Raw genomic sequence first — 20,233 nt, 5'->3', positions numbered from 1 at the left:
TTATTCTCTCTCTTCACTCTGTGAACCTATCTTGCCGAGGGCGTTGGCACAGATGCGGTGCACTATGTCTTCAAATTGTTCCAGCTCCCGCTGGCTGATGCCGGCGAGCAGGTCACGGCGTACATCCATGATGCGATCTTCTATCTTGTCGAGCAGCGCCTTGCCAGCCGGAGTCAGGGTGACGATGCGGGCCCGTTTGTCCTGGCTGCAGCAATGGCGTTCGACCAGTCCATGCTCCTCCAGCTGACCCAGAGTGCGCATCAGGGACGGCAGCTCTATCTCCAGCGCTTCGGCAAGGGTCTTCTGGCTGAGATGACCACCGAGGCGGCTGAGTTTCCAGAGCGCTGTCCAGCGTGGATGGGTCAGACCCAGGGGCGCCAGTTCCAGGTCTGCCACTGTGCGCCACAGTCGATGCAGTCGTCCGACCCGCTCGGCGAGGGACAACTCGCGCAACATTTCCAGATCCTTCATCATGAGGTGCTCTCCATTTACTTAGCCTGCTAAGCATTGTAGTTATTTAGCAGGCTAAGTAAATAGTGTGATCAAGATCTTGTTTATGAAAATGAGAAATGAGTTTCTTATGAGGCTTTACCTGGTCAGTGAAGGGGATCGCAAGGGGCTGTCTGTGGCCGAAAGACGCACAGGTGTGTCAAATCGGGTGAAATACTCTGGTTGGAGAAATAAACACCGGCTTGCTGGGGAGGCAAAAATAGGGAAGGGATCCTGTGTACTATTATTTTCTGGTCAGCAAGGTGTCATATAAATTCGGCAGTCTGTTTTTTATCCACTAATATTGATGGGTCAGCTAAACAGGGAGACGATAGCTGTGGAACGATATGAATCGGGTGACGCCCATTTCTCAATCGAGAGTCTGCTGGTCGATGTCGAATATAGTGCCGAAATCCATTATGGCTTCAGCCGGGAAGGAAGCGATATCTGTCATGAATTTGACCCTGCCAATATTCCATTGTTATTAGCAGAATAGGCCAACCGAACAGGTTTAAATGAGGCGCTGGCTGTCAAGGTGTGACTGACAGGTGGGCACTCTTTGCCCGTCTGCACAGTCTTGTCAGTTGAAAATACACGCTATGGCGCTGTGTTGATAGTGCATCCCCGTCATGACATACAAGTTGCCAGTCATCCTTGCCTGCCCTGTTATCCACCTGCATACGGGTGGGTCATGTCAGTTGTGCGATCGTCAGGATCATGGCCTCTCTGATATGAATGATCAGCATGAATATGACGCGACTGTCATCAGCCTGCTGCCCGTTTACGCCCTCTCTTTCCATGGATAACACTTAATCTGAGCCTCACCATTGCCAGCCAAGTGAGGATCAAACTTTGTCCGCATTCGTGTATTTCTGTGTGTACCCAATCTTTCAGATGCTGTAAATGGAGAGGCTGTCTTGTATTGAATGACAGCATCCTCGCCATAGCGTTTAAGATTTTAATGTTTTTATATGTCTTTGTAGCGGGGATAACCGACAGGCGAGGGGAGGATCACTAGAGTAGCGCCACCTCACACGCTGGAGCATAACAATGAAAAACCTCTCTACCCCGAAAGCCGCCCCCTGGGGCAGTCAACAAATAGCCGGCATGCCCATGATGATCTTCCTCGGGCTTGCCACCTGCGTGCTTTTCTCCGGCTGGAACGGCTCACTGCCGCTCGGCATGGTCGGGGCATTGGCACTGATGTTCGTGCTGGGCACCCTGCTCTGCGAGCTGGGCGAGCGCATCCCCCCCATACGTGAATACCTGGGGGGCGGTACCATACTCGCCATTTTCGGGGGTGCTGCTCTGTTTGAATACAGGATCCTGCCGGTCGAGGCGGGTCAGGTGATCATCGGCTTCATGAAGGAGGGAGGCTTTCTCAACTTCTTCATCGCCAGCTTGGTGACGGGTTCAGTGTTGGGCATGAGCAGTGCCCTGCTGAAAAATGCCGCCATGCGTTACCTGCCGGTGATCCTGGGCGGTGTTGCAGTGGCGCTGCTGAGTGTCGGTCTGGTCGGCTCCCTGATGGGTTATGGTTTCAAGAATGCCGTGCTGCTCATAGGTTTGCCCATCATGGGTGGCGGCATGGGGGCCGGTGCCGTGCCTCTGGTGGAGATCCTCTCTGGCCCGATGCAGATGTCCAGCGCCGACCTGCTGTCACGCATGGTGCCTGCCGTTGTGATCGCCAATACCCTGGCCATTCTGGTGGGCACTCTGCTGGTACGCCTGGGCCGCCGCTACCCTTCCCTGACTGGCAACGGCCAGCTGATGATCAATCAGAGCAGCCAGAATGTGGCCGAAGAGCAGGTCCAAGCGCCGACGCTGGAGAGTCTCGGCATGGGGCTCTTCATCAGCTCCAGCATGTTCGTGCTGGGTTCACTGCTGGGCAACTTCATCCCCATGCATCCCTTCGCGCTCATGATACTGGCGGTGGCCTTCATCAAGGTGAGTGGCGTGCTGCCACGTCGCTACGAGCAGGCGGCGGCCGACTGGTACCAGTTCGTCGTGACCAATCTGACGCCCTCCCTGCTGGTGGGCATAGGGGTCGCCTATACCAGCATCCCGGAACTCATCAGCGCCTTTTCCGTCAGTTACTTCGTGTTGGTGCTGGTGACTGTGGTCGGCGGCGCTCTGGGGGCGGCCCTGGTGGGGCGCATGATAGGTTTCTATCCCATAGAGGCGGCCATCACAGGCGGTCTGTGCATGGCCAACATGGGGGGCACGGGCGACGTGGCCGTGCTGTCGGCGGCCCAGCGTATGAAGCTGATGCCGTTTGCCCAGATATCTTCCCGTCTCGGGGGCGCCGTCATGTTGATCCTGGCCACCCTGCTCATCTCGCTGCTGGCATAAGGAATCGACAATGAACGACATCATGATGGGCACTAGCCTGCCCTATGCCGAACGCAAGCGACAGGGCCTGATGGGGCGCATGCCCCATAAAGAGGAGTCCCTGGCCCAGCAACGGCGCCGCATCTACCGTCTGGTCTCTGCCATGCAGAGCCCGTTCGACCAGCACCTGCTGTTGCGCCAGCTGCAAGAAGACAACCCTGTGCTGTTTTACGATCTGGTGCGCCACCACCTGCCGGAGCTCTTGCCCATCATTTACACCCCGGTAGTAGGGGAGGCATGCCAGCGCCACAGCGACCTCTATCTGCGCAGCCACGGGCTTTATCTTTCCTGGCATGACAGAGACGATCTGGACGCCATCTTCGCCGCGGTGGAGCAGGAGGTGGACGTCATCGTCATCTCCGACGGTGAGCGGGTGCTGGGGCTCGGCGATCTTGGCATCGGCGGCATGGGGATCTGCATCGGCAAACTGGCGCTCTATTCCGCTGCTGGCGGCATCAACCCGGCGCGCACCCTGCCGCTGTGCGTCGATGTGGGCACCAACAATCCCGAACTGCTGGAGGATGACTCCTATCTCGGCTGGCAGGCCAACCGGGTGGATGGTGAATCCTATTACCACTTCATGGACAAGGTGGTGGCAGCCATTCGCACGCGCTGGCCCCAGGTGGTGTTGCAGTTTGAAGACTTCGCTGGCAAGCATGCCGCCAATCTGCTGGCCCGTTATAGAGATGAGCTGTGCATGTTCAACGACGACATCCAGGGAACGGCTGCGGTGGCTTCGGCCTGCGTGCTGGCGGGCTTGCAGCAGGCGGGTACTACTCTGGCCGACACCCCCGTGCTCATCGTCGGCGCCGGCTCTGCGGGGTGCGGCATCGCCGCCATGCTGGCCCAGCTGGCGGGCAGCCCGGATCGGGTGCAACTGTTTGATCAAGATGGGCTGGTCTGCCTGGATCGCGCCAATCTGACCCAATCCCAACGACCTTTTGCCCGTCCGGCGCAAGAGGCTTGCGCCACCCTGCCCGAGCTCATTGAGCGGCTGCGCCCCGGGGTGCTAATTGGGGTGAGTGGCCAGGGCGGGCTCTTTACCGAGGCGGTGCTCGGGGCCATGGGGGGGGTATGCGAGCGCCCTGTGATCCTGCCGCTTTCCAACCCGACCCGCAGTGCCGAAGCGACGCCGGAGCAGGTGTGGCAGGCCACCGACGGGCGCGCCCTGCTCGCCACTGGCAGCCCCTTTGCCCCAGTCACTGTGGCGGGGGAGGCAAGGGTGGTCTCCCAGTGCAACAACGTCTATGTCTTCCCCGGCATTGGCCTGGGGGCCTGCGCCGTCAAGGCGCGCCGCATCAGTGACGGCATGCTGCAGGCGGCGGTGCGGGCAGTGGGCGCCTATCCGCTGGCAGAGGGGCGATTGTTGCCTCCCATCGAGCAGGTGGGGGAAGTGGCCCGCGCGGTCGCCAGGGCGGTGGCGCTGACTGCCCGTGACGAAGGGCTGGCGGATTTTGACGGCGATCCCGCGCCACTGATTGACCAGACCTGGTGGCGCCCGCACTATTGGTCCGCTTCCTGATGTTGCAAGGCTAATCGATGAAACTGCGCCACCAACTGGTCACCCTCTCTCTGGGGCTGTCACTGCTGCTGATCGTGATCCTGGGCAGTCTGCTCGCCCTCTTTATCCGCCACCTGCTGGAGAGCAATCTGCAGGAGAATGGCGCCGATCTGGCGCGGGTGCTGGCAGCGGACAGCCGGGTGGTGCAAGCCTTGCAGCAGGGCAGCGATCCCGGTTTACGCGACTATGTGGAGGGGATCAGCAATCGCACCGACGCCGCCTACATGGTGGTGACCGACGAACACGCCCACCGCCTCAGTCACCCCTCGCCCGAGCTCATCGGCGGTCTCTTCCGTGGTGAAGATATCTGGCCGGCCCTCCATGACCGGCTCAGCTACTGCTCAGAGGACGAGGGCACACTTGGCCCGGCCATCCGCTGCTTTGCTCCCGTGCTCGGGCCTGATGGCCGTGCCATGGGGGCGGTGGTGGTGGGTTACCTGATGCGGACTGTGGAAGGCATCTATCTGGAGCGGATCGCCCTGCTGGTCAGCGCCATCCTTGCCGTGCTGGGGTGTGGTCTCTTGCTGGCGCTCTGGGTGCAACACCTGTTGCGCCGCACCCTGCTGGACCTGGAGCCCGAGGCCATCGTCAATCGCTTCGTGCTGCAAGAGCTGGTGCTGGAGCATATCTCCGAGGGGGTGATAGCGCTCGACAACAGGGGCAACATCCGCATGCTCAACAGCGCTGCCTTCTATCAGTTGCGTCTGCCGGGCACAGGGCGTCATGCCCTGCTGGGGCAGCCGCTCGCCGAGTTGTCGCCGCCGCTGGCACCGGCCCTGACCCAGGTCGAGACCGAGCTCGGCTTCACGGTGCACGGGGAGTCGTTCGTGGGGCGCTGGCAGGCGGTGGAGGGCAAGGTGCCAGGGCGCCTGCTGATCTTCAGTCGCCCCGAGGTAACTGGCAGCCTCGGCATGCAGGTCACCCATCTGCGGCAGTATGCCGAGATGCTGCGGATGCAGACCCACGAGTTCGCCAACAAGCTGAGCAGCCTCTCCGGCCTGTTGCAACTCGGTCATGTGGATCAGGCGGTGGAGCTCATTCAGCAGGAGAGCGAGGCTTGCCAGACCATGCTGCAGGGGCTGCTGCGGGCCATCGAGGACAAGCCGGTGGCCGGGCTCATTCTCGGCAAGTTCAGCCGGGCGAGAGAGTTGGGGGTGGAGCTGGTGCTGGATCCCGACTCGGCGCTGGCGGAATATCCGGCGGCCGTGTCGGCGGATCTCATCACCCTCATCGGCAACCTGCTGGACAACGGCATTCGCGCCGCCTGGGCGCGGCGCAAGGTCTGTCCACCGCGGGTGCTGATTTCCCTCAACGATTTTGGCCGCCGGCTGGTGATAGAGGTGGAGGACAGCGGTGAAGGGGTGGACGAGGCGCTGGCGGATCATCTGTTTGATTACGGCATCAGCCGCCAGACCGGCGATCACGGGGTTGGCCTCTTCCTGGTCAAGGAGACGGTGGCCAGGCGAGGGGGTGTGATAGAATGGCGCCGCACCGCCGAACAGACAACCTTGTTCGGTATCTACTTGAATAAAAACCAATTGGTGTGATCTATGGAGCCCATTTTCACTCTGGTGATCGAGGATGACGAACGGATAGGATCCATTCTGGCCGAGCTGGTCTCCTCCACCCCCGGATTTTCCCTGCTGGGTCGGGCCGAAAGCCTGACCCAGGCCGATCTCATGATGCGTGCGACCGAACCACAGCTGCTGCTGGTGGATATCTCATTACCTGACGGCTCGGGCCTGGAGTGGGTGAACCGGCTGCGCAGCCACAATCGTGAGGCCTACGTCATCATGGTGACCGCCTCCTGCGACGTTGAGACCATACAGCAGGCCCTCAACCTGGGGGTGCAGGATTACATCATCAAGCCGCTGCGGCTGTTTCGCATCCAGCAGAGCCTGGACGAGACCCTTACCCTGCACAGGCGCATCTGCGAGCGCGGCTCTCTGGAGCAGAGCGATCTGGATCGGCTGATGGGCAAGGGGCGCCCCCAGGCCAGGGAGGTGCGCGATACCCCCAAGGGGATCGACGCCATCACCTTGCGCCAGGTGCTGGAGCTGCTGGCGGGCGAGCCGGATACCGCATTTTCCACCGATACGGTGGCGCTGCGGCTGTCGCTCAGCCGCACCACGGCGCGCCGTTATCTGGAGTATCTGGAGTCCGAAGACAGGGTCGATGTGGACCTCAACTACGGCCAGCGTGGCCGGCCCGAGCGGCGCTACCACTGGCGCCGGGGCAACTGAGCCGGTGGTTTTTGCGCTCAGATGCAAGCAAGAAGGGAGCCTGGGCTCCCTTCTTGCTGTCTGCCTGTCGCCACATGGATTGCAGCCTTTTCCATCCTCCCGGTTCACAGTGCGCCCAGAGGGAAAGGGTGGAGGGCTGATTCGGCCTCTTCAAACAGCTGGATCAGGTGATCCGCGACGGCCCGTACCCGTCTGGAGTGGGCGAGATCTGTGTGGATCACCAGCCAGATCGGCTGATCCACCCCCAGCTCGGGCAGGAGGCAGACGAGGTCCGTCTCTTTGGCCAGATAATGGGGCAGTACCGCCAGCCCGAGACCGGCGGTGGCAGCGGCCAGCTGGGCCGACAGGGTATTGGTCTCCACCCTGCAGGGGCGCCCACGCAGTATGCGCGCAATCCATTTGGCTGCGGGCAAATGGCTGTGGGATTCCCCCCAGCCGATAAAGGCATCCTCATCGAAGCTGGCGGCATCTGTTCCCGGATGACGGCTATCGACATAGCTGCTGGCCCCATAGAGGCCGAAGCCCAGGGTGCCCAGCCGCTTGATGGTGACGTTGCCGGCATCAGGTTTGACCATGCGCACGGCCAGATCGGCATCGCGCCTGTGCAGGTTCACCGTTTGCACGCCTGTGACCAGCTCCACCCTCAGATCGGGATGAATGGCAAACAGCCTGGCCAGGGAGGGAATAATGAGCGGATTGGCCAGATTGTCTGCGGTGGCGAGGCGCACGCATCCTGCCACTTGTCCCTGCTGCTGCCCGGCTTCGCCAAAGGCATGCCCGGCATGTTCCAGTGCCTCGGCCCGCGCCAGCAGGGCATCCCCATCATCGGTCAGTCGATAGCCGTGCTGATGACGACTGAACAGCGGCAGACCCAGTGCCGACTCCAGGCGATCCAGCCGTCGAGAGACAGTGGCAATGCCCATGTCAAGGGCGAGGGCGGCGCCACTCAAGGTACCGCTGCGGGCGATGGCCAGAAAGACCCGGGCGTCATCCCATAGCAAGAGAGCGTTCATGTATCTTCCAAAATCGGAAAGCTGACTACCAATCCAGTCTATACCTGAATCATATTCGGAAGACCATACTGACCTCCATCTTGTAAGGAGAAATGTATGAAACGACGAACACTGGGCACTGATCTGGATGTATCCGCCATGGGCCTCGGCTGCATGGGCATGAGTGAATTTTATGGCCCTCGGGATGATGAGCAGGCGCTGCGGGTGCTGGCCCGGGCCGTCGAGATGGGGATCGATTTTCTCGACACCGCCGACATGTATGGCCCGCACCACAATGAAGCCCTGATAGGCCGCTTCCTGGCGACCCACGGAGCCGGGGTCAAGGTCGCCACCAAGTTCGGCATAGTGCGTCAGAGCGGCGAGTACAGGCGCACCCTGGACAACAGCGTCCAGTATGCACGGCAGAGCTGTGAAGCCTCGTTGCGCCGGCTCGGGGTCGAGCAGATAGACCTCTACTATGTGCATCGTATCGACCCGGCTCACCCCATCGAAGAGACGATGGCAGGGCTGGCGCAGCTGGTGCAGGAGGGCAAGATTGCCCGTATCGGCCTGTGCGAGGTCAGCGCGGCCACCTTGAAGCGCGCCCATGTCGTGCATCCGGTGGCGGCGGTGCAGACGGAGTATTCCCTCTGGACGCGGGATGTCGAAGTCCAGGTGCTGCCAACCTGCCGCGAGCTGGGCATAGGTCTGGTGGCGTACTCCCCCTTGGGGCGCGGCTTTCTGACCGGACGTTTCCAGCAGGATACGGCGTTTGAAGAGGGTGACTTTCGGGCCAGCCTGCCGCGCTTTCAACAGGAAAACATCGCCACCAACCGCTCGCTGGTGGAGGTGATCATGGCCCTGGCGGCGCGCAAGCAGTGCACGACGGCGCAGATCGCCCTGGCATGGCTGCTGGCGCAGGGGGATGACATAGTGCCCATCCCCGGCACAAGGCGGATCCCCCATCTGCTGGACAATCTGGGCGCCCTGTCGGTGCGTCTGGAGGCCGGGGATCTCGCCGCGCTGGACAGTGCCATCAGGGCCTTGCCAGTGGCAGGGGATCGCTATGCCCGTGAAGGCATGAAGGGGGTGAACGCATGAGCGGCTTATCGTCCGAGCGGCGTGAACAGGCCTTCGCGCTGCTGGCCCGGCTCGACCCGCAGGCGCCGGATCAGGTCGCGGCGAACCTGGATGCCCTGTCGCCAGATTTTGCCGAACTGGTGTTGGGATTTGCCTTTGCCGATGTGCTCTCCCGTCCCGGTATTGATCTCTGCACCCGTGAGATGCTCACCGTTGCTGCGCTGATGGCGATGGGCAATGCGCCCGGGCAGCTCGAATTTCATATCCGGGCCGCGTTGAATGTGGGCGTCAGCCGGGAAACCATCATCGAAATCCTGCTCCAGATCGCCGTCTATGCCGGTGTCCCGGCCTGCATGAATGGCATCAGCGCGGCCCGAAAAGCCTTTGCTGCTCATGACAAGGCCCGGCGCGACCCGCACAAGGCGCACCACGAGCAAACCTGAATCACAGTTGTGTCGGGAGGGGGTTACCATTGGCGCCGGGATAACCGAGCCTGTGGTTTTTAGCGAGAAGATGCAAACAAGAAGGGAGCCGAGGCTCCCTTCTTGTTTTGTGCTGCAGTGGCTTGTCTCGCCGGTTTATGCCTCCTCCACAAGGGCGGGGCGTACCCTGGGCTTGAACTGGGAGAGCATGACGCCGCTCAGGATCAGGCCGCCACCCAGCAGGTGATAGCCGTGAATGGGCTCCCCCAGGGTGATGACGGCGATCAGCGCCGTGCACAGCGGCATCAGGTTCATGAACACAGAGGTGCGTTCCGCTCCCATGCAGGCGAGGCCGCGCATCCAGCAGTAGGCCGCCAGCAGGGAGGAGGCGAGCCCGGCAAACAGCACCAGGCCCCAGCCCTCGGCGGGTACCGCCAGGGAGTCTGCGGTGAGGGCGACCGGGATCAACAGCAACACAGCCAGCAGGATCTGCATGTAGAGGTTGAGCCAGGGGCCAAACGGCAGTTGCCAGCGGCGGATCAGCAGGCCATAGAGGGCGTAGCTGGCGGAGCCGAGCAGCATGAGCCCGTCCCCGGGGGTGATGCCGTCGTGCAGCAGGGCCAGCGGCTGGCCCTGGCTCAGCAGCCAGAACACCCCGAACAGGGAGATGCTCATGCCAAGCAGCGCCTGCTTGCCGGGGCGCTGGCCGAAGAAGAGGGCGCTCTGCAGCAGGGTCAGCAGCGGAATGAGCGAACCTATGACCCCCATGTTGGTGGCCGAGGTGGTGTGGGCGGCGTAGTAGGCGAGGCACTGGTAAAGCACCATGCCAAGGGCTGCCAGCACCAGCAGCTTGCCGAGCCAGGGGCGGATTTCGTGACGGCGGCGCCACAGTTGCGGCAGGCAGAAGGGGGTCAGCGCCAGGGCGGCGATCACCCAGCGGTAAAAGGAGATGGCGGCGGGATCCAGCACATCGGCGGCGGCCTTGGACACCACTGTATTGGTGGCCCAGATCAGTACGGCCATCAGCGGGAACATAAGCGGGAAGAAGATACGCATCAAAGGCTCCTTATTATCGAGATGGCCAGTCTACCCTTGTCTTTCTGTTATCAAGTAACGTAAAACTGACAATTCATCCCGCAGAAAGGACAAGTTGCCCTGATATGGCACTACATCACTATCACTCGACGGACATAGCCCTGCCCGAGCCCAACCCCCTCTATCTGCGCTATCAGCAGATCCAGGCCGAGAGCGCCTGCGCGCCCCACAGCCACCCCTGGGGCCAGCTCAGCCTGATAAGCCTGGGGGTGATGGAGATAGTGCTGGACCAGCACCGACTGGTGGCTCCCGCCGACTACCTCATCTGGGTGCCAGCGGATCTGGAGCACGCCTCCTACAACCAGCAGGCCCTCGATTATACCTCCATCTATGTCAATCACGCCCTGGCGGCCAGGCTGCCGGCCGAGCCCTGCCTGCTGGAGATGACGCCGCTCATCCGGGCCATGCTGGCGGATTTTTGCGAGCGCAAGCTGGGCCACATGCAGGATGAATGGGATGTGCGCCAGGCCGAGCTGCTGGTGGAGAAGCTGACTCGCACCCGCTGCCAGGACAGCTACCTGCCCATGAGCCAGGACAAGCTGCTGGCCCCCATGCTGGCGGCGCTGCGCAGCGACCCTGCCGATCCACGCACCCTGGCCCAGTGGGCCGAGCAGTTGCACAGCACGGAGCGCACCCTGGCCCGGCGCTGCGTGCGGGAATTGGGGATGAACTTCGGCCAGTGGCGGGCCCGGCTCAAGCTGCTCAAGGCGCTGGCTTGGCTCAAGGGGGAATTGCCAGTGCAGGAAATTGGCTGGCGGCTCGGTTACGCCTCCACCTCGGCCTTTATCGCCATGTTCAACCGTGAGCTGGGCTGCTCACCCCAGCGCTATCGTCAGCAGCTGGGAGGCATGGGAATAGAGCGGGAAGGGTCGCCTGGCGAACCATAACAACAAGGGCGCCCGCAGGCGCCCTTCTCATGAGTGTGATCGGACTAGAAGAAGCCGAGGGGGTTGATGTCGTGGCTCACCAGCAGGTTCTTGGTGTTCTGGTAGTGATCCAGCATCATCTTGTGGGTCTCGCGGCCTATCCCTGACTTCTTGTAGCCGCCAAATGCCGCGTGGGCCGGATAGGCGTGGTAGCAGTTGACCCAGACCCGGCCGGCCTGAATGCCGCGCCCCATGCGCCAGGCCAGGTTGCTGTCGCGGGTCCACAGGCCCGCCCCCAGGCCGTATTGGGTGTCGTTGGCAATGGCTAGCGCATCCGCCTCGTCCTTGAAGGTGGTGACCCCGAGCGCCGGCCCGAAGATCTCCTCCTGGAACACCCGCATCTTGTTCTGGCCCGAGAAGATGGTGGGCTGGATGTAGAAGCCCCCCTCCAGACCGCTCACCTTGGCCGGGCCGCCGCCTATCAGCATCTTGGCCCCTTCGCCACGGCCTATCTCCATGTAGCTCAGTATCTTGTCGAACTGCTCGCGGGACGCCTGCGCCCCGACCTGGGTGGCGGTGTCCAGAGGGTTGCCCTGCACGATTGTGCGCGCCCGGGCCAGCACCCTGTCCATAAAGTCGTCGTAGATCTTCTCGTGTACCAGCGCGCGGGAGGGGCAGGTGCATACCTCGCCCTGGTTGAAGAAGGTCATCAGCATGCCTTCCACCGCCTTGTCGATATACTGGCTCTCATGCTGCATCACATCGGCAAAATAGATGTTGGGGGACTTGCCGCCCAGCTCGACGGTGGAGGGGATCAGCTTGTCGGCGGCGCAGCGCAGTATATGGGCGCCGACTTCAGTCGAACCGGTAAAGGCCAGCTTCTGGATCCTGTCGCTGGTGGCCAGCGCCTGACCGGCCTCGGCGCCGAAGCCGTTGACCACGTTGACCACGCCGGGGGGCAGTATGTCCTTGATGAGATCCATCATCAACATGATGGTGACAGGGGTCTGTTCGGCGGGCTTGAGCACGCTGCAGCAGCCTGCCGCCAGCACAGGGGCCAGCTTCCAGGCCGCCATTAGCAGCGGGAAGTTCCAGGGGATGATCTGGCCGACCACGCCGATGGGCTCCTTGAAGTGGTAGCTGACGGTGTGCTGATCCAGCTCGGCGGCCGAGCCCTCCTGGGCACGGATGCAGCCAGCGAAGTAGCGGAAGTGATCCACCACCAGTGGCAGGTCGGCGGCCAGGGTCTCGCGCACCGCTTTGCCGTTCTCCCAGGTCTCGGCGATGGCGAGCACCTCTATGTTCTGCTCGATGCGATCGGCGATGCGCAGCAGCAGGTTGCTGCGCTCGGTGACGCTGGTCTTGCTCCAGCTGGCAAACGCCTTGTGGGCGGCATCCAGCGCCAGCTCTATGTCGGCGGCGTCGGATCGGGCCACCTCGCAGAACACCCGGCCATCCACCGGCGAGATGTTCTCGAAATAGCGACCGGCGCGGGGGGCCACCCAGTCGCCCCCGATGAAGTTGTCGTAACGGGACTTGAAGCTGACCAGGGCACCTGCCTGACCGGGAGCGGTATAAATCATCTCATCATCCTTATGTGTGTGAAGGTCCTGCCCGGCTGCACGTGTTGGCTGGCCGGGGTGGTACGCAGGGGGTATCGCAAGGGCCATGCCAAAGGGTCTGACCAGCGCACAAAAAGTTACAAAAATGTTATCAAACTGAGTGCGGCAGCGTATCTTGATTAACCAATGACCCCGGCCGTGACGATGATACTGTGCCGTTTCTGAACAGTGGCCGCGACAGTCGTGCCGTTTGTGAACAGGAGGCGTGATGAGCGAGTTGCCCACATTTGCCGGCCCCATGCGTACCGTTTGTGAACAGGAGGCATGATGAGCGAGTTACTTCAATCCAGCCCCAGTCCGATCCAGCGTTCCTGGCAGCGCTGCCTGCATCAGGGCCTGCTCCGCCAGCAGAGTGCCGAGCTGGATCTGCTGCCCCAGGGGGAGCTGTCGGCCCGCCAGGAGCAGCACAAGACGCTGATCGTCTGCTTCCAGCGCTTCGTGCTGCCGCTGTTTGCACAGTTGCTGGCGGGCAGGCCCTGTCGCCTGCTGCTGTGTGACGGCGAGGGGGCAATACTGGCCGCCAGCGGTGACGACGGCTTCGCCCGCCACGCCGAGCGCATCTTTTTGCGCAGCGGCGCCCGCTGGGGGGAGGCGAGCAAGGGCACCAACGCCATCGGCACTGCGCTGGCCGAGCAGAGCGAAGTGCAGGTGCTGGGGTCCGAGCATTTCTTCGCCCAGCACAGCTTCCTCAGTTGCAGCGCCTGCCCCCTGCTCGGGCCGGACGGGCAATTGCTCGGTGTGCTCGATATCTCCACAGATGCGGCCCACCACGATGGCGACATGCTGGGCACGGTTCGGCTCCTGGCCATGACGCTGGAAAACGCGCTGCTGGCGCGCCAGCCGGGCTGGCTGGTTGATCTCGACCCCCAGAGTCTCTGGTCCGCCCGTTTGCTGCTGGGGGAGGGGGGCGAGCTGCTCGGCGCCAACCGGGCCGGACGACTCTGGCTCGGCCAGCACAGGTTCGATGGCCAGCAGTTGCTGCGCGAACGCCGTGGCCTGCGGCTGGTGTCAGAGCCGGTTGTGGCGCCCCGGCAAACAGTGCAACAAGGGTCGGCACAGGTGCCGCTCAAGATGCTGGAGCGCGGCATCTCGCTGCTCATCGAGGGGGAGACCGGCAGCGGCAAGGAGCACCTGGTGCGTGCCCTGCATCGGGCGTCGAGCCGGCAGGACAAGCCCCTGGTGTGTGTCAACTGTGGCGCCCTGCCGGTAGATCTGGTGGAGGCCGAGCTGTTTGGCTATGTGGGCGGGGCCTTCAGCGGTGCCCGCAGCCAGGGCAGTCAGGGCTATCTGCGCGCTGCCCACGGCGGCATCCTGATGCTGGATGAAATTGGCGAGTTGCCGCTGTTGGCCCAGACCCGGCTGCTGCGGGTGCTGCAGGAGCGCAGCGTTACCCCGGTCGGCAGCCACAAGCCCGAAGTGGTGGATTTCTGGCTGGTCAGCGCCAGCCACCGGGATCTGGCGGCCATGGCGCAGGCCGGGACGTTTCGCGAGGACCTCTATTACCGAGTCTGCGGCTGGCGCCAGCAGCTGACACCGCTGCGGGCATGGCCACAGGGCGAGCGCTTGGGATTGATCCAGCGCCTGCTCTCGGAGATGGACCCGGCCCTGCAGTTGACGCCGGAGGCGGAGCAGCAACTGCTGGCCCATCCCTTGCCCGGCAACGTACGCCAGCTCAAGCAGGCGCTGGAGGTGGCCTGCGTGCTGGCGGAAGGGCTGGGCTGGATTGAGCCCGCTCACCTGCATCTGCCCGCCGCATCGGCAGCGGCCTCGTCGCAGGCGAGTACCGCCACCTTGCGTGAACAGAACCGGCTGCGGGTGCAGCAGACCCTGGCGGCGTGCGGGGGCAATGTGAGCGAGGCGGCGCGCCAGCTCGGCATCAGTCGCACCACCCTCTATCGGGCGCTGCGTGAGGGACCCTGAGGGCTTTGTTGCTCGCCATTCCCCTTGTGCAAGATGAGCCATCAGGGCCCTTTTTATTGATTTCTCTTTATTTTTCATGGCATGGCGTGTTCTATCCTGAGATTCACAATCTGATTGGCAAGCGCGTGGCTTTCCGGGGCGCCAACCTGGTGCCTCCCGCCTGGTGCAGTACGGCTGCGCCTGATCCTGGGGTTGGTCCGAGTCTGTCTGCCGGTACCCGGCTGAAGAAATACGGTATGGCGCCGGTGTCGGCGCGTGTAATAACCACGGGATCCGGGCGTGCGGATCTCGGGGTATGGATTCAGAGCACCTAGTCGGGTGGAGCCTATATGACCTTTTCCTATTCTCGTCTGGCCAATGTGTTGTTCTGGGTGTTGTTGGGGTTGAGTCTGCTGGCGATCCTGCTGTTTGAATTCGGGCCGGATCGGCGGCTCGACATGCTGGCCAATGCCCGCCTGTCGGTGGCGGTGCAGGATGACAGGATCCATGGTGGCGCCTCTGTCACTACCTTGCTGTCTGCCGCCGGCCAGCAAAGCGGTTATCCTGCGCCGACGGACAAGCCAGCCATCGACTGCCAGTTGCGCGAAGGCTATGAGTACCCCTTCTGTGAACTGATCCTGACGCTGAGTCTGCCGGAGCAGGGCATCGATCTCTCCCGCTTTGAGGGGGCGCGCATCCAGCTGCAGGTCGAGGGGCCAGAGCCCCAGTTCTGGCGCCTCTATCTGCGCAACTACCACCCGATTTACTCCCGGGCGGGTGATGCCACCTCCCACAAGTTCAACGAGGTGATCTTTCGTCCCGATGATTACGGGCGGCTGCAGGACGTGCCGCTGCGGGTCTTCACGCCGGCCACTTGGTGGATCCAGCAGTACCGCATTCCGCTGGCCCAGCAGGGGGAGGACCTGCGCCATGTCTATGCAGTGGAAATCGCCTCCGGCATCGGCATGCAGCCAGGCCACTACCGGCTGGTGCTGGAGCGGATGGAGTTCTATGGTCGCTGGGTGCAACCGGGAGCCTTCTATCGTCCCCTGCTGCTGAGCTGGCTGGTTTACGGCCTGCTGCTGTTCATGGTGCAGCACCTGCTGATGCGGGATCGATTGCGCAAGGCCCGTGAGGCCAGACAGGTGGCGGAGGCGCGCAGCCAGAGCCTCTGCGAGCAGACCCGGCGCACCGAGGAGGAGGCCAGGTACGATCCCCTGACCGGCGCCCTCAACCGGTTCGGTGGCAACAAGCTGCTGGCCGAGCTCGGCGATATGCCCCTCTCTTTCATCTATATCGACATAGACCACTTCAAGCTCGTCAACGATGGTCATGGTCACCCGGTTGGGGACGAGGTGCTCAAGCACATGGTGAGCGAAGTCCTGCGCCACTGCGATAGCCTGTGCCGGCTGGTGCGCTGGGGCGGGGAGGAGTTCGTGCTGGTCTGCCTGCACTACGAACAGGCCCGTGCCAAGGCACTGGCGGAGCAGCTGCGAGCAGCTCTGGTGGCTTATCCGCACTGGCCCCTGGCGCTGTCCATCACGGCCTCGTTCGGGGTGGCGGAGCGGCGCGGGGATCCCCTGGAGCAGGTTCTCAAGCGGGCTGATGAGGCGCTCTATCAGGCCAAAAAGCGGGGTCGCAACCGGGTCGAGGTGGAATAGGAGGTGGAATAGAACGCAGGTCTGGTGGCAGGGGAAGGGCTGCTCCTTCGAGCGGGGCATTGCTGCTGGAGCCCAAGACGCCAAGCCGCTATGATGCGCGCCAGCCGGGGCGTTGGCCCCCTTCATTCATCTGCTGAGGTATTCCCCATGGCACAACACATTGGCGCTTTGACCCTGCTGGTGGCCGACTATGACGAGGCCATCGCCTTCTTTACCCTGGGGTTGGGTTTTACATTGCTGGAAGATACTCCCCTCGATGAACCGGGTAAACCGGGCAAGCGCTGGGTGCGGGTTGCGCCTGCCGGCGCGCCCGGCTCGGCGCTCTTGTTGGCTCGCGCCGCCACGCCCGAGCAGCAGGCCGCCATCGGTCAGCAGGGCGGTGGCCGGGTATTTCTGTTCCTCGAAACCGACGATTTCTGGGCCGATTACCAGCGCATGCTGGACTACGGTGTTCATTTTTGTGAACAGCCACGTAGCGAGCCATACGGCATGGTGGTGGTGTTCGAGGATATCAGTGGCAACCGCTGGGACCTGCTGCAACTCACTGCTGCCAACTGAATCTGAAACGTTTATCATCTCGCCTGTCATAAAGTCATAAAAGTGTCACAGAAAATTCTAATAATTGGCGCACCCATCTTCACACAGGAGAGAGAAGGGATATGGCTAAGCGAATTCTGGTGGTCGAGGACGAAGCACCGATCCGCGAAATGCTCTGCTTCGTGCTTGAGCAAAAGGGATACGAAACAATCGAGGCGGAAGATTACGCCGATGGACTGGCGAAGGTGTGTGAACCCTACCCCGAACTCATAGTGCTGGACTGGATGATGCCCGGTGGCAGTGGCATTCAGTTCATCAAGCAACTCAAGCAGGATGAGGTGACCCGCCAGATCCCTGTGGTGATGCTGACCGCCCGTGGTGAGGAAGAGGACAAGGTACGCGGCCTGGAGGCCGGTGCCGATGACTACATCACCAAGCCCTTCTCCCCCAAGGAGTTGACCGCCCGCCTGCACGCCGTGATGCGCCGCGTCTCCCCCACCTCGGTGGACGAGGTGATCGAGGTGCAGGGGCTCAAGCTGGATCCGGTTTCCCATAGAGTCAGTGCCGAAGAGAGGGCGCTGGACATGGGACCGACCGAGTTCAAGTTGCTGCACTTCTTCATGACTCACCCCGAGCGGGTGTACAGCCGCGAGCAGTTGCTCAACAATGTCTGGGGTACCAATGTGTATGTCGAGGACAGAACCGTGGATGTGCATATTCGTCGCTTGCGCAAGGCCATTGAAGAGACGGGTCACGATCGATTGATTCAGACGGTGCGCGGCGCAGGCTATCGCTTCTCAACCCGTCTGTAGAGGAAGTTATGTTGCAACCTTATGCCTGGCGGCGACAGTTGTGGCGGATGGCGTTCTTCTATGCGCCCTTCGTTCTGGTCGGCTGGTTGACGAATACCCTCGCCTTTTGCCTGCTGGCAGCCACTGTGCTGCACCTGGGCTGGCACTATCGCTTCCTGAAGCGGCTGTCGGACTGGCTGTGGCACGATCGCAGCCTGGTTCCCCCCAATGGCAGCGGCAGCTGGGAGTATATTTTCAACGGCATCTACAAGTTGCAGCAGCGTCACCGGGCCCGTCGCCGCGAGTTGGCGGGTCTTATCCGCCGCTTTCGGGAGGGTGCCGAGGCACTGCCCGATGCCGCAGTAGTGTTTCGCACCGACGGCAGCATCCTCTGGTGCAATCGGCTGGCGGAGCAACTGCTTGGTTTTCGCTGGCCGGAAGATGCCGGTCAGCACATAGGCAACCTCATTCGCAGTCCGGCCTTTGGCGCCTATCTGGGCAAGGGGCAGTATGACGAACCGTTCGAGATGAACTCTCCCATCAATGAGGAGAAGTTTCTCGAGTTTCGCATCATGCCCTACGCCGAGGATCAGGCCATGCTGGTGGTGCGGGATGTCACCCGGCTGCGCAGCCTGGAGAAGACCCGCAAGCACTTCGTTTCCAACGTCTCCCACGAACTGCGTACCCCGCTCACAGTGCTCAAGGGTTATCTGGAGATGACGGAGGAGCCACCGCCGCCCGCCATGTGGGCCAAGGCCCACAAGGTGATGATGGAACAGACCATCCGCATGGACAATCTGGTGAATCAGCTGCTTACCTTGTCCCGTATCGAGGCGGCTCCAACCGTGGATCTCTCCCATCTGGTGGACATGCCCGCCATGCTGGGACTGCTGGAGCAGGAGGCACGGGCGCTGTCGGGGGAGCGGGCACACCAGATTGAATTTTTGGTGCAACCGAATCTTTTCGTGCGAGGAGATAATGATCAACTGCGCAGCGCCGTCTCCAACCTGGTCTACAACGCCATTCACTACACACCGGCGGGTCGCAAGATCAGTGTGGCGTGGCGCAAGCAGGGCGCCATGGCGCTGTTTGCGGTGGAGGATGAGGGGGAGGGGATCCCGGCCGAGCATCTGGCGCGGCTGACCGAACGTTTCTATCGGGTCGACAAGGCTCGCTCACGGCATACCGGTGGCTCCGGACTGGGGCTCGCCATCGTCAAACACGCCTTGAGCCATCACGACTGTCAGCTCGATATCGAGAGTCGGATCGGTGCTGGCAGCCGTTTCAGCTTTCTCATCCCTGCCCGTATGGTAGTGGTTAAATAGTCTTTACTGGCAATAAGTTAGCGAAAGAGAGGGCAGCAGACGCTGCCCTCTCTTCATTTGGTCAAAAGCCTTGCCATGTCATTAAAGTGTCACATTAAATCCATAAATTTGTCACTGCCAGGTCAGATACTGGCGCCGTCTTAAGAACGGACCTTCTGTAACTTTGGAGAGATTGGATGAAACTCAACAAACTGGCTGGTGTAATCGGATTTACCGCAGCAACCCTGTTTTCTGTCAGCGCCCTGGCTGCCGGTGTGGATAAAAATCTGCCGGATTACACTCCGACCAGCGGCATCTCGGGCAACCTGTCCTCTGTCGGCTCTGACACCCTGGCCAACATGATGACCTTGTGGGCCGAAGAATTTAAGCGGGTTTATCCCAATGTCAACGTGCAGATCCAGGCTGCCGGTTCCTCAACCGCGCCGACCGCGCTGACCGAGGGTGTTGCCCAGTTCGGCCCCATGAGCCGCGCCATGAAGTCAGGTGAAGAAGAGGCCTTCGAAAAGCGTTATGGCTACAAGCCAACCGCCATCCGCGTCGCGGTCGATGCCCTGGCCGTGTTCGTCAACAAGGACAACCCCATCAAGGGGCTGACCATGCAGCAAGTGGACTCTGTCTTCTCCAGCACCCTCAAGTGCGGCGAAGCCAAGGCTGCCACCAAGTGGTCTGATCTGGGTCTGGATGGCAACTGGTCGTCCAAGGATCTGCAACTGTTCGGTCGCAACTCAGTCTCCGGTACTTACGGTTACTTCAAGGAGCACGCCCTGTGTGATGGCGACTTCAAGAGCAGCGTGAACGAGCAGCCTGGTTCCGCTTCCGTGGTGCAGTCCGTTTCTGCTTCCCTCAACAGCATTGGCTACTCAGGTATCGGTTATGTCACCTCGGGTGTACGCGCCGTGCCGCTGTCCAAAGATGGCAAGACCTTCATCGAAGCGAGCGCTGATAATGCCATCACCGGCAAGTATCCGCTGTCCCGCTTCCTGTACGTTTACGTGAACAAGCACCCGAACAAGCCGCTGGCCCCGATGGAGCAGGAGTTCGTGAAGATGATGCTCTCCAAGGCGGGTCAAAGCATAGTCGCCAAAGATGGTTACGTACCTGTCCCGGCCAAAGTGGTCGAAGCCGACCTGAAGAAACTGGGCATTATGTAAGCCGGTTTTCTTCCTCTCAAAGACGGGCCCCAGCGGGGCCCGTTTTCTTTTTGAGCAAGACTGGAGGGACGCCATGTGACCGCTTTCGCCGAACCTGGCGATTTGTCG

18 protein-coding genes are annotated in these 20,233 nt (G+C 61.7%); 14 read left to right on the top strand and 4 right to left on the bottom strand.

Features of this window, described 5'->3' with window-relative positions; all coding sequences use genetic code 11:
• Positions 1 to 474 (bottom strand): transcriptional regulator SlyA, encoded by a 474-nt coding sequence (gene slyA / locus GWQ29_RS02020; protein WP_265422662.1) that lies wholly within the window; start codon positions 472 to 474, stop codon positions 1 to 3.
• A gap of 319 nt (positions 475 to 793) precedes the next feature.
• On the opposite strand from slyA, the gene GWQ29_RS02015 reads away from it, so the two are divergent.
• The 5 genes from GWQ29_RS02015 to GWQ29_RS01995 all read left to right on the top strand — a co-directional run bounded on the left by GWQ29_RS02015 (position 794) and on the right by GWQ29_RS01995 (position 6,684).
• Positions 794 to 985, top strand: a complete 192-nt coding sequence (locus GWQ29_RS02015) for a hypothetical protein (RefSeq protein WP_081045609.1) — start codon at positions 794 to 796, stop codon at positions 983 to 985.
• A 554-nt stretch (positions 986 to 1,539) separates the two neighbouring features.
• Positions 1,540 to 2,841 carry a 2-hydroxycarboxylate transporter family protein gene (locus tag GWQ29_RS02010; RefSeq protein WP_275918651.1) on the top strand — a complete coding sequence of 434 codons (1,302 nt, stop codon included), beginning with the start codon at positions 1,540 to 1,542 and terminating at the stop codon, positions 2,839 to 2,841.
• A gap of 10 nt (positions 2,842 to 2,851) precedes the next feature.
• Complete coding sequence (locus tag GWQ29_RS02005) at positions 2,852 to 4,402, top strand: NAD-dependent malic enzyme (protein WP_111587420.1); 1,551 nt, start codon at positions 2,852 to 2,854, stop codon at positions 4,400 to 4,402.
• Positions 4,403 to 4,419: 17 nt separating this feature from the next.
• A complete protein-coding gene (locus GWQ29_RS02000; protein WP_275918650.1) occupies positions 4,420 to 5,988 on the top strand; it encodes a sensor histidine kinase in 1,569 nt (522 codons plus the stop codon).
• Positions 5,989 to 5,991: 3 nt separating this feature from the next.
• Complete coding sequence (locus GWQ29_RS01995; protein WP_159166893.1) at positions 5,992 to 6,684, top strand: response regulator; 693 nt, start codon at positions 5,992 to 5,994, stop codon at positions 6,682 to 6,684.
• Positions 6,685 to 6,788: 104 nt separating this feature from the next.
• Here the strand turns inward: GWQ29_RS01995 and GWQ29_RS01990 are convergent, their stop codons facing one another.
• Positions 6,789 to 7,697: a LysR family transcriptional regulator gene (locus tag GWQ29_RS01990; protein ID WP_275918649.1), complete on the bottom strand. Its 909-nt coding sequence runs from the start codon at positions 7,695 to 7,697 to the stop codon at positions 6,789 to 6,791.
• A 96-nt stretch (positions 7,698 to 7,793) separates the two neighbouring features.
• On the opposite strand from GWQ29_RS01990, the gene GWQ29_RS01985 reads away from it, so the two are divergent.
• Positions 7,794 to 8,777, top strand: coding sequence for an aldo/keto reductase (locus tag GWQ29_RS01985; RefSeq protein WP_275918648.1), 984 nt, complete (start codon positions 7,794 to 7,796; stop codon positions 8,775 to 8,777).
• On the top strand, positions 8,774 to 9,199 hold the full coding sequence (locus tag GWQ29_RS01980) for a carboxymuconolactone decarboxylase family protein (protein WP_059111542.1): 426 nt from the start codon (positions 8,774 to 8,776) through the stop codon (positions 9,197 to 9,199). Before GWQ29_RS01985 ends, GWQ29_RS01980 begins: the two co-directional genes overlap by 4 nt.
• Positions 9,200 to 9,334: 135 nt before the next feature.
• Here GWQ29_RS01980 and GWQ29_RS01975 read toward each other — a convergent pair whose 3' ends face one another.
• Positions 9,335 to 10,234, bottom strand: a complete 900-nt coding sequence (locus tag GWQ29_RS01975) for a DMT family transporter (RefSeq protein WP_059111543.1) — start codon at positions 10,232 to 10,234, stop codon at positions 9,335 to 9,337.
• Between the two features lie 104 nt (positions 10,235 to 10,338).
• Here GWQ29_RS01975 and GWQ29_RS01970 point away from each other — a divergent pair, with 104 nt between their 5' ends.
• Positions 10,339 to 11,160, top strand: coding sequence for a helix-turn-helix transcriptional regulator (locus GWQ29_RS01970; RefSeq protein WP_275918647.1), 822 nt, complete (start codon positions 10,339 to 10,341; stop codon positions 11,158 to 11,160).
• 44 nt (positions 11,161 to 11,204) lie between these two features.
• Here GWQ29_RS01970 and GWQ29_RS01965 read toward each other — a convergent pair whose 3' ends face one another.
• Positions 11,205 to 12,722 carry an aldehyde dehydrogenase family protein gene (locus GWQ29_RS01965; protein WP_021138779.1) on the bottom strand — a complete coding sequence of 506 codons (1,518 nt, stop codon included), beginning with the start codon at positions 12,720 to 12,722 and terminating at the stop codon, positions 11,205 to 11,207.
• 306 nt (positions 12,723 to 13,028) lie between these two features.
• Between GWQ29_RS01965 and GWQ29_RS01960 the strand changes: the two genes are divergently transcribed.
• From GWQ29_RS01960 to GWQ29_RS01935, 6 genes are all read left to right on the top strand, one after another.
• Positions 13,029 to 14,681 carry a sigma-54-dependent Fis family transcriptional regulator gene (locus GWQ29_RS01960; protein WP_275918646.1) on the top strand — a complete coding sequence of 551 codons (1,653 nt, stop codon included), beginning with the start codon at positions 13,029 to 13,031 and terminating at the stop codon, positions 14,679 to 14,681.
• A 329-nt stretch (positions 14,682 to 15,010) separates the two neighbouring features.
• Complete coding sequence (locus tag GWQ29_RS01955) at positions 15,011 to 16,321, top strand: GGDEF domain-containing protein (protein WP_275918645.1); 1,311 nt, start codon at positions 15,011 to 15,013, stop codon at positions 16,319 to 16,321.
• A gap of 147 nt (positions 16,322 to 16,468) precedes the next feature.
• The gene (locus GWQ29_RS01950; RefSeq protein WP_265422655.1) at positions 16,469 to 16,879 is read left to right on the top strand and encodes a VOC family protein; all 411 of its coding nucleotides are present in this window, start codon (positions 16,469 to 16,471) and stop codon (positions 16,877 to 16,879) included.
• A 101-nt stretch (positions 16,880 to 16,980) separates the two neighbouring features.
• The gene (phoB, locus tag GWQ29_RS01945) at positions 16,981 to 17,670 is read left to right on the top strand and encodes a phosphate regulon transcriptional regulator PhoB (RefSeq protein WP_005316860.1); all 690 of its coding nucleotides are present in this window, start codon (positions 16,981 to 16,983) and stop codon (positions 17,668 to 17,670) included.
• 8 nt (positions 17,671 to 17,678) lie between these two features.
• Positions 17,679 to 18,974: a phosphate regulon sensor histidine kinase PhoR gene (phoR, locus tag GWQ29_RS01940; protein ID WP_275918644.1), complete on the top strand. Its 1,296-nt coding sequence runs from the start codon at positions 17,679 to 17,681 to the stop codon at positions 18,972 to 18,974.
• 176 nt (positions 18,975 to 19,150) lie between these two features.
• Complete coding sequence (locus tag GWQ29_RS01935) at positions 19,151 to 20,125, top strand: phosphate ABC transporter substrate-binding protein PstS family protein (protein WP_265461502.1); 975 nt, start codon at positions 19,151 to 19,153, stop codon at positions 20,123 to 20,125.
• Positions 20,126 to 20,233: the final 108 nt, after the last annotated feature.

The organism is Aeromonas sp. 2HA2, from assembly GCF_029237345.1.
Taxonomy (GTDB): domain Bacteria; phylum Pseudomonadota; class Gammaproteobacteria; order Enterobacterales; family Aeromonadaceae; genus Aeromonas; species Aeromonas salmonicida.
Note: the sequence above shows the minus strand (reverse complement) of the source record. Positions and strands in the feature narration are given on the sequence as shown.

Bases quoted from the DNA above. Each gene is read 5' to 3' on its own strand.
- GWQ29_RS01975 (WP_059111543.1), bottom strand. From the start codon at position 10,234: ATGCGTATCTTCTTCCCGCTTATGTTCCCGCTGATGGCCGTACTGATC.
- GWQ29_RS02010 (WP_275918651.1), top strand. From the start codon at position 1,540: ATGAAAAACCTCTCTACCCCGAAAGCCGCCCCCTGGGGCAGTCAACAA.
- GWQ29_RS01935 (WP_265461502.1), top strand. From the start codon at position 19,151: ATGAAACTCAACAAACTGGCTGGTGTAATCGGATTTACCGCAGCAACC.
- GWQ29_RS02005 (WP_111587420.1), top strand. From the start codon at position 2,852: ATGAACGACATCATGATGGGCACTAGCCTGCCCTATGCCGAACGCAAG.
- phoR (WP_275918644.1), top strand. From the start codon at position 17,679: ATGTTGCAACCTTATGCCTGGCGGCGACAGTTGTGGCGGATGGCGTTC.
- GWQ29_RS01960 (WP_275918646.1), top strand. From the start codon at position 13,029: ATGAGCGAGTTACTTCAATCCAGCCCCAGTCCGATCCAGCGTTCCTGG.
- slyA (WP_265422662.1), bottom strand. From the start codon at position 474: ATGATGAAGGATCTGGAAATGTTGCGCGAGTTGTCCCTCGCCGAGCGG.
- GWQ29_RS02000 (WP_275918650.1), top strand. From the start codon at position 4,420: ATGAAACTGCGCCACCAACTGGTCACCCTCTCTCTGGGGCTGTCACTG.
- GWQ29_RS01995 (WP_159166893.1), top strand. From the start codon at position 5,992: ATGGAGCCCATTTTCACTCTGGTGATCGAGGATGACGAACGGATAGGA.
- GWQ29_RS01980 (WP_059111542.1), top strand. From the start codon at position 8,774: ATGAGCGGCTTATCGTCCGAGCGGCGTGAACAGGCCTTCGCGCTGCTG.
- GWQ29_RS01955 (WP_275918645.1), top strand. From the start codon at position 15,011: ATGACCTTTTCCTATTCTCGTCTGGCCAATGTGTTGTTCTGGGTGTTG.
- phoB (WP_005316860.1), top strand. From the start codon at position 16,981: ATGGCTAAGCGAATTCTGGTGGTCGAGGACGAAGCACCGATCCGCGAA.
- GWQ29_RS01950 (WP_265422655.1), top strand. From the start codon at position 16,469: ATGGCACAACACATTGGCGCTTTGACCCTGCTGGTGGCCGACTATGAC.
- GWQ29_RS01965 (WP_021138779.1), bottom strand. From the start codon at position 12,722: ATGATTTATACCGCTCCCGGTCAGGCAGGTGCCCTGGTCAGCTTCAAG.
- GWQ29_RS01990 (WP_275918649.1), bottom strand. From the start codon at position 7,697: ATGAACGCTCTCTTGCTATGGGATGACGCCCGGGTCTTTCTGGCCATC.
- GWQ29_RS01970 (WP_275918647.1), top strand. From the start codon at position 10,339: ATGGCACTACATCACTATCACTCGACGGACATAGCCCTGCCCGAGCCC.
- GWQ29_RS01985 (WP_275918648.1), top strand. From the start codon at position 7,794: ATGAAACGACGAACACTGGGCACTGATCTGGATGTATCCGCCATGGGC.